Here is a 14,448-nt window from a genome sequence, read left to right as displayed (position 1 = left end):
AGGGCCTCGCGGAGGGCGAGCACGTCCTCGTCGCGGCGCAGCGGCGGGTTCACCTTGAAGCGGGCGTCGTAGCTCGGCCCGTCCTGGCCGGCGACGGCGGTCCCGACACGACCCAGAAGGGCTCCTAGTCCGTGCCAACGACACGCCTCAGCACCGAACCCACCGCCGTCCTCGTCCTCGAGGACGGACGACGATTCCGGGGACAGGCCTACGGCGCCCGAGGCCGCACCCTGGGCGAGATCGTCTTCGCCACCGGCATGACCGGGTACCAGGAGACGCTGACCGACCCGAGCTACGCCGGCCAGATCGTCGTGCAGACCGCGCCCCACATCGGCAACACCGGGACCAACGACGAGGACATGGAGTCGCGCCGCATCTGGGTCGCCGGCTACGTCGTCCGCGACCCCTCCCGCGTCGTCTCCAACTTCCGCGCGCAGCGCTCCCTCGGCGACGACCTGGAGACCGGCGGCATCGTCGGGATCTCCGGCGTCGACACCCGGGCGATCACCCGCCACATCCGCTCGGCCGGCTCGATGCGCGCCGGCGTGTTCTCCGGCGAGGACCTCGCCCTCCCCGAGGAGGAGCAGCTCGCGCTGGTCCTCGGCGGCCGGCAGATGCAGGGGCTCAACCTCTCCTCCTCGGTCTCGACCGACGAGCAGTACACGGTGCCCGCCCGCGGCGAGCGCGTCGGCTCGGTCGCGGTCATCGACCTGGGGGTGAAGACCTCGACGGTCAACTACCTCGCGGAGCGCGGCTTCGACGTCCACGTGCTGCCCGAGTCGGTGACCGCCGAGCAGGTGCTCGCGCTCGACCCGTCCGCGCTCTTCTTCTCCAACGGCCCCGGCGACCCCGAGGCCTCGGACCGCCACGTCGAGCTGCTGCGCACCACCCTGCGCGCCGACCTGCCGTTCTTCGGCATCTGCTTCGGCAACCAGCTGCTGGGGCGCGCTCTCGGCTTCGGCACCTACAAGCTCCCGTTCGGCCACCGCGGGATCAACCAGCCCGTGCTCGACAAGCTCACCGGCCGCGTGGAGATCACCTCGCAGAACCACGGGTTCGCCGTGGACGCGCCGATCGAGGGCGAGCTGGACTCGCCCGAGGGCTTCGGCCGCGTCGAGGTCAGCCACTACTCCCTCAACGACTCGGTCGTGGAGGGCCTGCGCTGCCTCGACATCCCCGCCTTCTCGGTGCAGTACCACCCGGAGGCGGCGGCCGGCCCGCACGACTCCAACCACCTCTTCGACCGCTTCCGCGAGATGGTCGTGCAGCGCACGGCCGGGCGCGGGGCCTCGGAGCCCACCGACATCCCCACGACCAGCAGCATCGGAGAGCAGAAGTAATGCCGCGCAGGGAAGACATCCAGAGCGTCCTGGTCATCGGCTCCGGCCCGATCGTCATCGGACAGGCCGTCGAGTTCGACTACTCCGGCACCCAGGCCTGCCGCGTGCTGCGCGCCGAGGGGGTGCGCGTGATCCTCGTCAACTCCAACCCGGCGACGATCATGACCGATCCCGACTTCGCCGACGCCACCTACGTGGAGCCGATCACGCCCAAGGCGATCGAGGCGATCATCGCCAAGGAGAAGCCGGATGCCATCCTGCCGACCCTCGGCGGGCAGACGGCCCTGAACGCGGCCATCCAGCTGCACGACCTCGGGATCCTCGAGAAGTACGGCGTCGAGCTCATCGGCGCGAGCTTCGAGGCGATCAACCGCGGCGAGGACCGCCAGATCTTCAAGCAGCTGGTGCTGGACGCGGGCGCCGACGTCGCGAAGTCCTACATCGCGCACACCGTCGACGAGGCGATCGAGTACGCCGAGGACCTGGGCTACCCCCTCGTCATCCGCCCGTCGTTCACCATGGGCGGCCTGGGCTCCGGCTTCGCCTACACCCGCGAGGAGCTGGTGCGGATGGTCGGCGACGGCCTGCACCAGAGCCCCACCACCGAGGTTCTCCTGGAGGAGTCGATCCTCGGCTGGAAGGAGTACGAGCTCGAGCTCATGCGCGACACGGCCGACAACACGGTCGTCGTCTGCTCGATCGAGAACGTCGACCCCGTCGGCGTGCACACGGGCGACTCGATCACCGTCGCACCGGCGCTGACCCTCACCGACCGCGAGTACCAGAAGCTGCGCGACATCGGCATCCGGATCATCCGCGACGTGGGCGTGGACACCGGCGGCTGCAACATCCAGTTCGCGATCGACCCGGCGGACGGCCGGATCATCGTGATCGAGATGAACCCGCGCGTCTCCCGCTCCTCCGCCCTCGCCTCCAAGGCGACCGGCTTCCCGATCGCCAAGATCGCCGCGAAGCTCGCCATCGGCTACCGCCTGGACGAGATCCCGAACGACATCACCAAGGTGACGCCGGCGAGCTTCGAGCCGACGCTGGACTACGTGGTCGTGAAGGTCCCGCGGTTCGCGTTCGAGAAGTTCCCGGCCGCCGACAAGACGCTGACCACGACCATGAAGTCGGTGGGCGAGGCGATGGCGATCGGCCGCAACTACGCGCAGGCGCTGCAGAAGGCGCTCCGCTCGCTCGAGAAGCGCGGCTCGTCGTTCCACTGGGGCGCGCAGGAGCGCTCGGTCGAGGAGCTCCTCGAGATCGCGAGGACCCCGACCGACGGCCGCATCGTCACCGTGCAGCAGGCGCTGCGCCTGGGAGCCACGGTCGAGCAGGCGTTCGAGTCCACGAAGATCGACCCCTGGTTCCTCGACCAGATCGTGCTGATCAACGAGATCGCCGACCTGGTGCGCGAGCACGACGGCCTCGACGCCGGACTCCTCCGCCTCGCGAAGGACCACGGCTTCTCGGACGCGCAGATCGCCGAGCTCCGCGGGCTCGACGAGGCGGAGGTCCGCCGCACCCGCTACGCGCTGGACGTGCGCCCGGTCTACAAGACCGTCGACACCTGCGCGGGCGAGTTCCCGGCGCTCACGCCGTACCACTACTCGTCGTACGACGAGGAGACGGAGGTCGTCGCCGCCGACCGCCGCAAGGTCGTCATCCTGGGCTCCGGCCCCAACCGCATCGGGCAGGGGGTCGAGTTCGACTACTCCTGCGTGCACGCCTCGTTCGCGCTCTCGGACGCGGGCTTCGAGACGATCATGATCAACTGCAACCCCGAGACGGTCTCGACCGACTACGACACCTCGGACCGCCTCTACTTCGAGCCGCTGACTCTCGAGGACGTGCTCGAGGTCATCCACGCGGAGTCGCAGTCCGGCGAGCTCGTCGGCGTCGTCGTGCAGCTGGGCGGCCAGACGGCGCTCGGGCTCGCCGCGGGCCTCGAGGCGGCCGGCGTGCCCATCCTCGGCACCACCCCCGCGAACATCGACCTCGCGGAGGAGCGCGGCGCGTTCTCGCGGATCCTCGACGAGGCGGGACTTCTCGCTCCGCGCAACGGCACCGCGACCGACCTCGACGGCGCCCGCGAGGTCGCGGTGGAGATCGGCTACCCGGTCCTCGTCCGTCCGTCGTTCGTCCTCGGCGGGCGCGGCATGGAGATCGTCTACGGAACGCCCCAGCTCGAGGACTACTTCGAGCGGATGGCCGGCGAGGGGATCATCGACGAGGCGCACCCGCTGCTGGTGGACCGCTTCCTCGATGACGCGATCGAGATCGACGTCGACGCGCTCTTCGACGGCGAGCAGCTCTACATCGGCGGCGTGATGGAGCACATCGAGGAGGCCGGCATCCACTCCGGCGACTCGGCGTGCACGCTCCCGCCGGTGACGCTCGGCCGCCGGCAGATCGACCAGGTGCGGGAGGCGACCCTCGCGATCGCGCAGGGCGTCGGCGTCCGGGGACTGCTGAACGTCCAGTTCGCGATCGGCCAGGGCGTGCTCTACGTGCTCGAGGCGAACCCCCGGGCCTCGCGCACCGTGCCGTTCGTGTCGAAGGCGCTGGGCATCCCGCTCGCGAAGGCAGCGTCGCGCCTGATGGTGGGCGAGACCATCGCCGCGCTGAAGGCCGAGGGCCTGCTGCCCGAGCGCGACGGCTCCGACGTCCCGATGGACTCTCCCATCGCGGTGAAGGAGGCGGTCCTGCCGTTCAAGCGCTTCCGCACCAAGGAGGGCCAGATCGTCGACTCGCTGCTCGGGCCCGAGATGCGCTCCACCGGCGAGGTCATGGGGATCGACCGCGACTTCCCGCGCGCCTTCGCGAAGAGCCAGGACGCCGCGTACGGCGGCATGCCGGCGAGCGGGACCGTCTTCATCTCGGTCGCCGACCGCGACAAGCGCTCGATCGTCCTGCCCGCGCTGCGCCTGCGCCAGCTCGGCTTCGACATCCTCGCGACCGAGGGCACGGCCGAGGTGCTGAACCGCAACGGGATCCAGGCCCGCGTGGTCCGCAAGTACAGCGAGACCGCCGAGGGCGACGCGCCCTCCATCGTCGAGCTGATCGCCCGCGACGAGGTCGACGTGGTGATCAACACGCCCAGCGGAGGAGCGACCCGCGCCGACGGCTACGAGATCCGCGCCGCCGCGGTCGCCGCGGACAAGCCGCTGTTCACCACGATCGCCCAGCTCGCGGCCGCGGTCGCCTCGCTCGACGCGGCGAACGAGCCCTTCGAGGTGACGAGCCTGCAGGACTACGCCCTGCGCCGCGCGGAGCGCACCGCGTGAGCGGCGGCGCGGCGGGCACCGCCTCCTTCGGCTCGCGCCTCGAGGCGGCGTTCGCCGCGCACGGCCGGCTCTGCGTCGGGATCGACCCGCACGCGTACCTGCTCGACGCGTGGGGCCTCGCCGACGACGCGGCCGGGCTCGAGAGCTTCGGCCGCTCGGTCGTCGAGGCGGCGGCCGGCCGTGTAGGCGTCGTCAAGCCGCAGATCGCCTTCTTCGAGCGGCACGGCTCGGCGGGCTACGCCGCGCTCGAGCGCGTGCTCGCCGACGCCCGCGAGGCCGGACTGCTGGTGATCGCCGACGTCAAGCGCGGCGACATCGGCACGAGCGTCACCGCCTATGCCGAGGCGTGGCTCCGGCCCGGCTCGCCGCTCGAGGCGGACGCCATGACCGCCGCGGCCTACCAGGGGCTCGGCTCCCTCGAGGGCATGCTGACCCTCGCGGAGGAGGCGGGCAAGGGCGTGTTCGTCCTCGCAGCCACCTCCAACCCCGAGGCCCGTCCCGTGCAGCGCGCCCTCGTGCAGGACGGCGGCCGGGCGGGATACACCGTGGCACGCGCGGTCGTGGCGGACGTGGCATCCTGGAACGACGCTCACGCTCGCGCGTCGATCGGCTCGGTCGGCGTGGTGCTCGGCGCCACGGTCGCCCTGGGCGACTTCGGCATCGGCATCGACGAGCCGCTGCACCCCGCACTCCCGGTGCTCGCGCCCGGCTTCGGCCACCAGGGCGCGGCCGTCGCGGACGCGCAGCGGCTGTTCGGCGCGCTGAGCGCCGCCACCATCGTCAGCGAGTCGCGGAGCGTGCTCGGCGCCGGCCCCTCGGGGATCGCGGCCGAGATCACCCGCCGCGCGACCGACATCCAGGAGACCCTTGTCCGCTGAAACCGTCAGCCCCGATCCCGGCGCCTCCTCGCGCCCGGAGGCCGTGCGCCGTCCCTCGCCGCCCGAGGTCGACCGGCGCGCCGCCTCCGAGGCCGCGATCGCGGCGCGCCGTGCCCGCGCCGCCGTCAAGAAGGCCGTCGCCGCCGGACGCCGCCCCGCGACCGCCGTGCTCGCGGCGGCCCAGGCCGAGCCGCTCGGAGTCGAGGGGCGGATGCGCGTCAGCGAGCTGCTCCGCGCCGTGCCCGCACTCGGCGTGGTGAAGACGCCCCGGGTGATGGACCAGCTGCGGATCGCCGAGTCGAAGCGCCTCGGCGGGCTCGGCCGGCGCCAGGTCGAGGGCCTGTCGTCGTTCCTGGAGGAGCGGGAGTCGCGGCAGCGCCGCCCCGGCCGCAACCGCCTGCTCGTCCTCGCCGGTCCGACCGCGGTCGGCAAGGGCACCGTGTCGACCTACATCCGCGAGAACTACCCGGACGTCCTGCTCTCGGTCTCGGCCACCACCCGGGCCCCGCGTCCGGGCGAGGTGGACGGCGTCAGCTACTACTTCGTCGACGACGCCGAGTTCGACCGGATGGTCGCGGCGGGGGAGTTCCTCGAGTACGCCGTCGTCCACAACGCTCACCGCTACGGCACGCCCCGCGGCCCCATCGACGCCGCGCTGGAGCAGGGCCGGCAGGTGATGCTCGAGATCGACATCCAGGGTGCCCGCCAGGTGCGCGAGCGGATGCCGGACGCGCGGCTGGTCTTCCTCCTGCCGCCGAGCTGGGACGAGCTGGTCCGCCGCCTGGTCGGCCGCGGCACCGAGAGCGCGGAGGAGCAGGAGCGCCGTCTGGCCACCGCGAAGGTGGAGCTGGCCGCGCAGGACGAGTTCGATTTCGCCGTCGTCAACAGCACCGTGCCCGAAGCGGCCCGCGAGGTCGTAGAATTGATGTCGCCTCGTGCCGACGGCGCGCCCGCTGACCCGGGCCGCTGAGACCGGGCCACCGACCACCTCCGGGCCGACGCCCCGGGTCCCACCGGGCACACGCCCCTCGGAGCCCGCGCGCCGTGTTGCTCCGGAGCCGCAGATCGGCGCTGATGCGCCTGCAAGGAGACACCCATGGCCAACAACCTCGGCATCATCGACCCGCCCATCGACGAGCTCCTCTCGAAGGTCGACTCCAAGTACGCGCTGGTGATCTTCGCCTCCAAGCGCGCCCGCCAGATCAACGACTACTACGCCGACCTCCACGAGGGCAGCCTGTTCGACAACGTCGGCCCGCTGGTCGACTCCACCATCGACGACAAGCCCCTCTCGGTCGCACTGCACGAGATCAACGAGGACAAGCTCGTCGCCAAGCCCCTCGCCGAGTAGTCCCCTCCGGGTGGGCTCCTCTCTCGAGGCCGGCCGACGGCTCAACGTCGTCGTCGGCATCACCGGTGGCATCGCCGCGTACAAGGCCGTCGGAGTCGTCCGCGCGCTGGTCCTCGCGGAGCACGACGTGCACGTCGTCGCGACCGAGGCCGCGCTGCGCTTCGTCGGCAAGCCCACCCTCGAGGCCATCTCGCGGAACCCGGTGCACACCGAGCTCTACGAGGGCGTCGCCGAGGTCCGGCACGTGGCCATCGGCCAGGCCGCCGACCTCATCGTGATCGCGCCCGCGACGGCGCACACGCTCGCCAAGCTCGCCGCCGGCCTCGCCGACGACCTGCTCGGCAACACGGTGCTCGCGAGCACCGCCCCGCTCGTGGTCGCCCCCGCGATGCACACCGAGATGTGGGCGAACGCCGCCACCGTCGCGAACATGGCGGTGCTCCGCTCCCGCGGCGTGCACGTCGTCGGCCCCGCGGTCGGCCGCCTCACCGGCGCCGACTCGGGCCCCGGCCGCATGGAGGAGCCCGAGACGATCGTGGCGGAGGCCCTCGCCGTCCACGCCCGCTCCGCCTCCGCCCGCCGCGACCTCGCGGGCGTGCGCGTCCTCGTGACCGCCGGCGGAACCCGCGAGCCCCTCGACCCGGTGCGCTTCGTCGGCAACCGCTCCAGCGGCAGGCAGGGCGTCGCGCTCGCGCTGGCCGCTGCGGCCCGGGGGGCGGAGGTCACCCTCCTCGCCGCGAACCTCGACGTGCCGGCGCCGGAGGGCGTCACGGTCCTCCCGGTGGGCACCGCGCTCGAGCTGCGCGAGGCCGCCCTCGCCGCGGCCACCGGCGCGGACGTCGTGATCATGGCCGCGGCCGTCGCCGACTACCGGCCCGCCGCGGTCGCCGACGCGAAGATCAAGAAGGAGCAGCAGGGCGACCGTCTCGTCCTCGAGCTCGTCAAGAACCCGGACGTCCTCGCCGAGATCTCCGCCTCCCGGCGGGAGGGGCAGATCGTCGTCGGCTTCGCCGCGGAGACCGAGCCGGACCGGGACGCGATGCTCGCGCTCGGCCGCGCCAAGATCGCCCGCAAGGGCTGCGACCTGCTCGTCCTCAACAGGGTGGGCTGGGCCGAGGGTTTCCAGAGCGACAGCAACGCCGTCGTGGTCCTCGATCGGGCCGGCGATATAGTTGGCGAGGCCTCGGGCAGCAAGGCGGAGGTGGCCGATCGCGTCCTCGACGCGGTCGTGCGCTAGCCCCGCCGGTCCGCCCGCCCAGGCGCCGATCGCCTGCCGCCCGGCATCGCGCCCGCCAGGCCACTCCCGGTACGAACGACCCCGGTCCGCACGAGCCGGGACGAGAAGAGAAGCATGACCTCCGGTCCCCTCCGCCTGTTCACCTCCGAGTCCGTCACCGAGGGCCACCCGGACAAGATCTGCGACCAGATCTCGGACCGCATCCTCGACGCCCTGCTCCGCGAGGACCCGCACAGCCGGGTCGCCGTCGAGACGCTGGTCACGACGGGGCTCGTGCACGTCGCGGGCGAGGTCTCCACGAGCGGCTACGTCGAGATCCCCAAGATCGTGCGCGACACGATCGTCGAGATCGGCTACGACTCCTCGGAGAAGGGCTTCGACGGCCGCTCCTGCGGCGTCTCGGTCTCGATCGGCCAGCAGTCGCCCGAGATCGCGGCGGGCGTCGACACGGCGCTCGAGGTCCGCTCCTCCGAGGCGGGCGAGGACGCCTTCGACCGCCAGGGCGCGGGCGACCAGGGCCTGATGTTCGGCTTCGCGACCGACGAGACCCCCGAGTACATGCCGCTGCCGAGCTGGCTCTCGCACCGCCTCGCCGAGCGCCTGGCCGCCGTCCGCAAGTCGGGCGAGCTCGACTACCTCCGACCCGACGGCAAGACCCAGGTCACCATCGGCTACGACGGCACGACGCCGTCCACCATCGACACCGTCGTCCTGTCCACCCAGCACGCCGAGCACGTCAGCACCGAGACGATCCACGCGGACATCGCGGCGCACGTCATCCGCCCCGTGCTCGAGACGGTCGACCTCGACTCCTCCGCCGTGCGCCTGCTGATCAACCCGACCGGCCGCTTCGAGATCGGCGGGCCTCAGGGCGACGCCGGGCTCACCGGCCGCAAGATCATCGTCGACACCTACGGCGGAGCGTCCCGCCACGGCGGCGGCGCGTTCTCGGGCAAGGACCCGTCGAAGGTGGACCGCTCGGCCGCCTACGCCATGCGGTGGGTCGCCAAGAACGCGGTCGCCGCGGGGCTCGCCTCGCGGCTGGAGGTGCAGGTCGCCTACGCCATCGGCAAGGCGGCCCCGGTCGGCCTCTACGTCGAGACGTTCGGCACCGGCACCGTCTCCGACGAGACGATCACCGAGGCGATCCGCTCGGTCTTCGACCTGCGCCCGGCCGCGATCATCCACGCACTCGACCTGCTCCGCCCGATCTACGCGCAGACCGCGGCCTACGGCCACTTCGGCCGGGAGCTCCCCGACTTCACCTGGGAGCGCCTCGACCGGGTCGACGACCTGCGCTCCGCCGCGGGCCTCTCGTAGCGGGCGCGGCGGCGATGGCGACGAGCGGAGCCGTCGCGCGCGTGCTCCTGGACTCGCCCCTCCCGCAGCTCGACCGGCTCCTGGACTACGCGGTGCCGGAGGCGCTGCGCGGCGAGGTGGTCCCCGGCGTGCGCGTGCGGGTGCCGTTGCGGACCGGAGGCCGGATCGCCGACGCGTTCGTCGTCGAGACGGGGGAGGGGACCGAGCACGCCGGAGCGCTCAGCGGCATCGAGGAGCTGGTCTCGCCGCTCGTCGTGCTGACCCCGGAGGTCTGGGCCCTCGCCCGCCGGGTGGCCGACCGCGCCTCCGGGGGCGCGAGCGACGTGCTGCGCCTGGCCGTGCCGCGCCGCCACGTCCGCGTCGAGAAGGCGCGACTCGCCGCGGGTCCCGCTCCTGCGGCGCCCGCGGTCGAGGCGGGCGGCGTGACGGGCTACCCCGACGCCTCCTTCGTTGGACTCGCCGAGGGGGCCCGGCTGGCGGTCGGCGCCGTGCCGGCTCCGGTGGGGCTCGACTCGGGCGCGTGGGTCGGCGGCTGGGCCGTCACGCTCGCCGAGCTCGCTCGGGACACGCTCGCCGCGGGCCGCGACGCGATCCTGGCCGTCCCCGACTACCGCGACCAGGAGCAGCTGGAGCTCGCTCTCGCCGCCCTCGTCCCCGCGGAGGCGGTGGTGCGCCTCGATGCGCGGCAGAAGGGCGCCGAGCGCTACTCCGCCTTCGTCCGCTGCCTCGATCCCGGGCCGCGGGTCGTCGTCGGCAACCGCTCCGTCCTCTATGCGCCCTCCTCCGCCCTCGGCCTGATCGCGCTCTGGGACGACGGCGATCCGCTCTTCGCCGAGCCGCTCGCGCCCTACGCGCACGCGCGCGACGTCGCCCTGGTGCGGCAGGAGCAGAGCGGCGCCGGCCTCGTCCTGCTCGGCAACACGCGCACGGTCGAGGTCGAGCGGCTCGTCGAGATCGGCTTCGCGACCGAGGTGGAGCCGCGGCCGAGCCGCCGCCCGCACGTCGTGCCGACCGCCCAGCAGTGGGCGGCCGACGAGCACGACGCGGCAGCGCGCATCCCCTCCTCCGCCTGGCGGGAGGCGCGGAAGGCCCTCGACTCCGGTCCCGTGCTCGTCCAGGTCGCGCGCCCCGGCTACGCGCCGGTGGTCGCCTGCGCCCGCTGCCGGACCGTCGCACGCTGCAACCGCTGCCAGGGTCCGCTCGGCGTGCACTCCGAGGGCGGGCGGCCGAGCTGCGGCTGGTGCGGCCTGATCGCGGCCGACTGGACCTGCTCCGTCTGCGAGGCGACGGCTCTGCGCCTCGTCTCCCTCGGCGCGGGCCGCACCGCGGAGGAGCTCGGACGCGCCTTCCCGGGTGCCAAGGTGATCGTCGCCGACGGGCAGCGCCCCGTGCTCACCCTCCCCGACGAGCCCGCGCTCGTCGTGGCCACGCGCGGGGCGGAGCCGCGGGCCGACGGCGGCTACCACGCCGTCCTGCTGCTGGACGGCGAGCGGATGCTGGCCCGCGAGAGCCTGCGGGTCGCCGACGACGCGCTTCGCACCTGGTCGAACGCCGCGGCGCTGGCACGCCCGGGCGCGCCGGTCCTCCTGGTCGGGGTCGGCGGTCGGCTCGCGACCGCCCTGGCGACCTGGCGGCAGGCCGAGTACCTCCGGGCCGAGCTCCAGGAGCGGCGCGCTCTGCGCTTCCCGCCCGCGGTGCGCCTGGCCACGGTGAGCGGCGACGCGCACGCGGTGGAGGAGGCGCTCGACGCGCTCGACGAGGACGACCGGCACGAGGTCCTCGGTCCTGTCGGGCTCGAGGACGGCTCCGTCCGGGCGATCGTCCGGTTCGACTACGCTCGCGGTGCGGATGTGGCCGCGCGCCTCCGCTCCGCCGTGATCCGCAACGCCACGCGCCGTCGTCGCCCGCCGACCACGCCCGGCCGCTTCCGGCCGGCCCCCCGGCTCCGGGTCCGTCTCGACGACCCCGACATCCTCTGACCCCCCAGGAGACCCCCGTGCGCCTCGTTTTCGCCGGCACGCCCGCCGCCGCCGTTCCGACCCTCCGCGACCTCGCCGCCTCCGCGCACGAGGTCGTCGCCGTGGTCACCCGGGAGGACGCCCCGGTGGGCCGCAAGCGCGTGCTCACCCCCTCGCCGGTCGCCGTCGCGGCCGAGGAGCTGGGGATCCCGGTGATCCGGGCGAACCGCCTCGACGAGGACGTGACCGACCGGATCGCGGAGCTCGCCCCCGACCTCGGCGTGATCGTGGCCTACGGCGGCCTCGTCCGGCAGCGCCTGCTGGCGGTGCCGCGCCTGGGCTGGATCAACCTGCACTTCTCCCTGCTGCCGCGCTGGCGCGGGGCGGCTCCCGTCCAGCGGGCGCTGATGGCGGGCGACACGCGGATCGGCGCGAGCGTCTTCCAGCTGGTCGCCGAGCTCGACGCCGGTGACGTGTACGCCGAGCTCGCCGTCGACGCGGGGGAGCGCACCGCGGGCGAGCTGCTGACGGAGCTGGCCGGGAGCGGCGCCGGCCTCACCCTCGGCGTGGTCGACGCGCTGGAGGAGGGCACGGCCGTCGCGACTCCGCAGGCCGGAGAGGCGACCCCCGCTCCCAAGCTCGACGCCGCCGACGGCCGGATCGACTGGAGCCTCCCGACCGCGCGGGTCCTCGCGCTCGTGCGCGGAACGACTCCCGAGCCCGGAGCCTCGACCGCGGTGGGGGACGCGCGCCTCAAGGTGCTCGCGGTCCGCGCGGCCGAGGGGGACCTCGCTCCCGGCGTCGTCCGCCTCGACTCGGGGCGCGCCCTCGTCGGCACCGCGGACGGAGCGGTGGAGCTGGTCACCGTCCAGCCCGCCGGCAGGACCCCGATGGCCGGCGCCGCCTGGGCCCGCGGCCTGCGCGAGAGCACGGTGCTCGCGTGAGCGCCCGGCGCGAGGCCGCTCCCGCCCGCCGGGTCGCCTACGACGTCCTGCTCGCGGTGAGCGGGTCGGACGCCTACGCCAACCTGGTCCTGCCCGCGCGGATCAGCGCCGCCGGCCTCTCGCCCGCCGACGCGGGACTGGCCACCGAGCTCTGCTACGGCACCCTGCGGATGTCCGGCTACTACGACCGCGTGATCGCCCTCGCGGCCGGCCGGTCCGTCGAGAGCATCGATGCGCCGGTGCTCGACGCGCTGCGCCTGGGCGTGCACCAGCTGCTCGCGACCCGCGTGGCCCCGCACGCCGCGGTGAACGAGAGCGTCGCGCTCGTCGCGGCCGGCTCCTCGCGGGGAGCGGTGGCCTTCGCCAACGCCGTGCTGCGCGCGGTCTCGCGCTCGAGCGCCGGCGAGTGGCGCGAGCGGGTCTCCGCGGCCGCGGTCTCCGGCGACGACCGGATCGCCGCGCTGAGCTCCCACCCCGTGTGGATCGTGCGCGCCCTGCGACGGGCGCTGGCGGCGGAGGGGGCGGCCGACGAGCTCGACGCGCTGCTCGCCGCCGACAACGCGGCTCCGCGGGTGAACCTGGTGGCTCTGCCGGGCCTGGCGTCTCCCGGCGAGATCGCCGACGCCGAATCCGACCGGTTCTCGCCGGTCGGCATGACCAGCACCGGCGGCGACCCGGAGGCGTTCCCCGCGGTGCACGAGGGCCGCGTGCGCGTGCAGGACGAGGGCTCCCAGCTCGCCGCTCTGGCGCTCTCCCGGGCACGGCCGGTCCGCCCGGGCGAGCGCTGGCTCGACCTGTGCGCGGGACCCGGCGGCAAGGCGGCGCTGCTCGCGGCGGAGGCGCGCGCAGGAGGGGCGGCGCTGCTCGCCAACGAGGTGGTCCCGGGCCGCGCGGGCCTGGTGCGGCAGGCGCTGGCCGCCGTCGACCCGTCGGTCGAGGTGCGCACCGGCGACGGGCGCGACCTGGGCGACGAGCAGCCGGGATCGTTCGACCGCATCCTCCTCGACGCGCCGTGCACCGGTCTCGGTGCGCTGCGGCGGCGGCCGGAGGCGCGCTGGCGCAAGTCCGCGGCCGACGTGGAGCCGCTGGCCGCACTCCAGGGCGAGCTGCTCGACTCCGCGGTGAGGGCTCTCGCTCCCGACGGTCTGCTGGCCTACGTGACCTGCTCGCCGCACCTCGGCGAGACCCGGCGCGTGCTCGCCCTCGCGCAGGAGCGGCACGAGCTCGAGCTCGTCGACACGCCGGCCGTGCTGCGCGCGGTGACGGCGGACCCGCTCCCGCTGCCGGACGGCCCCCTCCACGTGCAGCTCTGGCCGCACCGGCACGGCACCGACGCCATGTTCGTGCAGCTCCTCCGCCGGCCCCTCGAGGCGGCGTCCGGGAACGCCTGACCCCTCCGGAGCGGGAGCGTCCTCGGCCGGGCGGACGCGGAGGACGCTCCGATCTAGGCTGGACGCATGCCCGCACGGATCAACCCCAGCATCCTCTCCGCCGACTTCGTGAACTTCGAGGCCGAGCTGCAGCGCATCGCCGGAGCCGACCTCGTGCACGTCGACGTGATGGACAACCACTTCGTGCCGAACCTCACCTTCGGGCTGACCATGGTCCAGCGCCTCCAGGACGTCTCGCCCCGCCCGCTCGACCTGCACCTGATGATCGACGACCCCGACCGGTGGGCCCCCGACTACGCCGAGACCGGCGCCTACTCCGTGACCTTCCACGCCGAGGCCGCGCGCGACGCCGTGGCCCTGGCGCGGCGCCTGCGCGAGATCGGCTCGCGGGCGGGGATCGCGCTCAAGCCGGGCACGATGGTGGACGACTACCTCGACCTCCTGCCCGAGTTCGACCAGGTCCTCGTGATGACGGTCGAGCCCGGCTTCGGGGGCCAGTCCTTCATGCAGGAGACGATGCCCAAGCTGCGCACGCTCCGGAACGTGGTGGACCGCACCGGGCTCGACGTCTGGCTCCAGGTCGACGGCGGGATCGCACCCGGCACGATCGAGATCGCAGCGGAGGCGGGAGCCGACACCTTCGTCGCGGGCTCCGCGGTCTTCGGCGCGGACGACCCGGAGGCCGCGATCGCGTCGCTGCGCGAGACGGCGACCGCTCACCTGCACCGGCACTGAGGCG

Annotated in this window: 11 protein-coding genes; all 11 read left to right on the top strand. The window is 73.8% G+C overall.

What is annotated here, in order from left to right; all coding sequences use genetic code 11:
- Positions 1–131 precede the first annotated feature (131 nt).
- Positions 132–1,340 carry a glutamine-hydrolyzing carbamoyl-phosphate synthase small subunit gene (gene carA / locus C5C74_RS03935; RefSeq protein ID WP_104351014.1) on the top strand — a complete coding sequence of 403 codons (1,209 nt, stop codon included), beginning with the start codon at positions 132–134 and terminating at the stop codon, positions 1,338–1,340.
- Positions 1,340–4,630 (top strand): carbamoyl-phosphate synthase large subunit, encoded by a 3,291-nt coding sequence (carB, locus tag C5C74_RS03930; RefSeq protein WP_104221829.1) that lies wholly within the window; start codon positions 1,340–1,342, stop codon positions 4,628–4,630. Before carA ends, carB begins: the two co-directional genes overlap by 1 nt.
- Complete coding sequence (gene pyrF / locus C5C74_RS03925; protein WP_104351013.1) at positions 4,627–5,508, top strand: orotidine-5'-phosphate decarboxylase; 882 nt, start codon at positions 4,627–4,629, stop codon at positions 5,506–5,508. The genes carB and pyrF overlap by 4 nt, the downstream gene beginning before the upstream one ends.
- A gap of 43 nt (positions 5,509–5,551) precedes the next feature.
- Positions 5,552–6,478, top strand: coding sequence for a guanylate kinase (gene gmk / locus C5C74_RS03920; RefSeq protein WP_181028723.1), 927 nt, complete (start codon positions 5,552–5,554; stop codon positions 6,476–6,478).
- A 126-nt stretch (positions 6,479–6,604) separates the two neighbouring features.
- Positions 6,605–6,859, top strand: coding sequence for a DNA-directed RNA polymerase subunit omega (gene rpoZ / locus C5C74_RS03915; RefSeq protein ID WP_104221835.1), 255 nt, complete (start codon positions 6,605–6,607; stop codon positions 6,857–6,859).
- A gap of 10 nt (positions 6,860–6,869) precedes the next feature.
- Positions 6,870–8,096 carry a bifunctional phosphopantothenoylcysteine decarboxylase/phosphopantothenate--cysteine ligase CoaBC gene (coaBC, locus tag C5C74_RS03910; protein ID WP_104345127.1) on the top strand — a complete coding sequence of 409 codons (1,227 nt, stop codon included), beginning with the start codon at positions 6,870–6,872 and terminating at the stop codon, positions 8,094–8,096.
- A 114-nt stretch (positions 8,097–8,210) separates the two neighbouring features.
- Positions 8,211–9,416, top strand: a complete 1,206-nt coding sequence (gene metK / locus C5C74_RS03905) for a methionine adenosyltransferase (protein ID WP_104221839.1) — start codon at positions 8,211–8,213, stop codon at positions 9,414–9,416.
- Between the two features lie 14 nt (positions 9,417–9,430).
- Entirely contained in the window at positions 9,431–11,395 is a 1,965-nt protein-coding gene (locus C5C74_RS03900) for a hypothetical protein (protein WP_104351012.1), read from the top strand.
- A 17-nt stretch (positions 11,396–11,412) separates the two neighbouring features.
- A complete protein-coding gene (locus tag C5C74_RS17285; RefSeq protein ID WP_104257838.1) occupies positions 11,413–12,318 on the top strand; it encodes a methionyl-tRNA formyltransferase in 906 nt (301 codons plus the stop codon).
- Positions 12,315–13,709: an RsmB/NOP family class I SAM-dependent RNA methyltransferase gene (locus C5C74_RS03890; protein ID WP_258064087.1), complete on the top strand. Its 1,395-nt coding sequence runs from the start codon at positions 12,315–12,317 to the stop codon at positions 13,707–13,709. The genes C5C74_RS17285 and C5C74_RS03890 overlap by 4 nt, the downstream gene beginning before the upstream one ends.
- Before the next feature lie 66 nt (positions 13,710–13,775).
- Positions 13,776–14,444: a ribulose-phosphate 3-epimerase gene (gene rpe / locus C5C74_RS03885; protein WP_104351010.1), complete on the top strand. Its 669-nt coding sequence runs from the start codon at positions 13,776–13,778 to the stop codon at positions 14,442–14,444.
- The last annotated feature ends 4 nt before the right edge of the window (positions 14,445–14,448 follow it).

It is taken from the genome of Rathayibacter sp. AY1E8 (genome assembly GCF_002931415.1).
In the GTDB taxonomy this organism is placed as follows: Bacteria; Actinomycetota; Actinomycetes; order Actinomycetales; family Microbacteriaceae; genus Rathayibacter.
This window is presented reverse-complemented; position numbering and strand designations above follow the sequence as displayed.

Coding starts and splice junctions, on each gene's coding strand:
- carB (WP_104221829.1), top strand. CDS start 1,340: ATGCCGCGCAGGGAAGACATCCAGAGCGTCCTGGTCATCGGCTCCGGC.
- rpoZ (WP_104221835.1), top strand. CDS start 6,605: ATGGCCAACAACCTCGGCATCATCGACCCGCCCATCGACGAGCTCCTC.
- metK (WP_104221839.1), top strand. CDS start 8,211: ATGACCTCCGGTCCCCTCCGCCTGTTCACCTCCGAGTCCGTCACCGAG.
- C5C74_RS03900 (WP_104351012.1), top strand. CDS start 9,431: ATGGCGACGAGCGGAGCCGTCGCGCGCGTGCTCCTGGACTCGCCCCTC.
- rpe (WP_104351010.1), top strand. CDS start 13,776: ATGCCCGCACGGATCAACCCCAGCATCCTCTCCGCCGACTTCGTGAAC.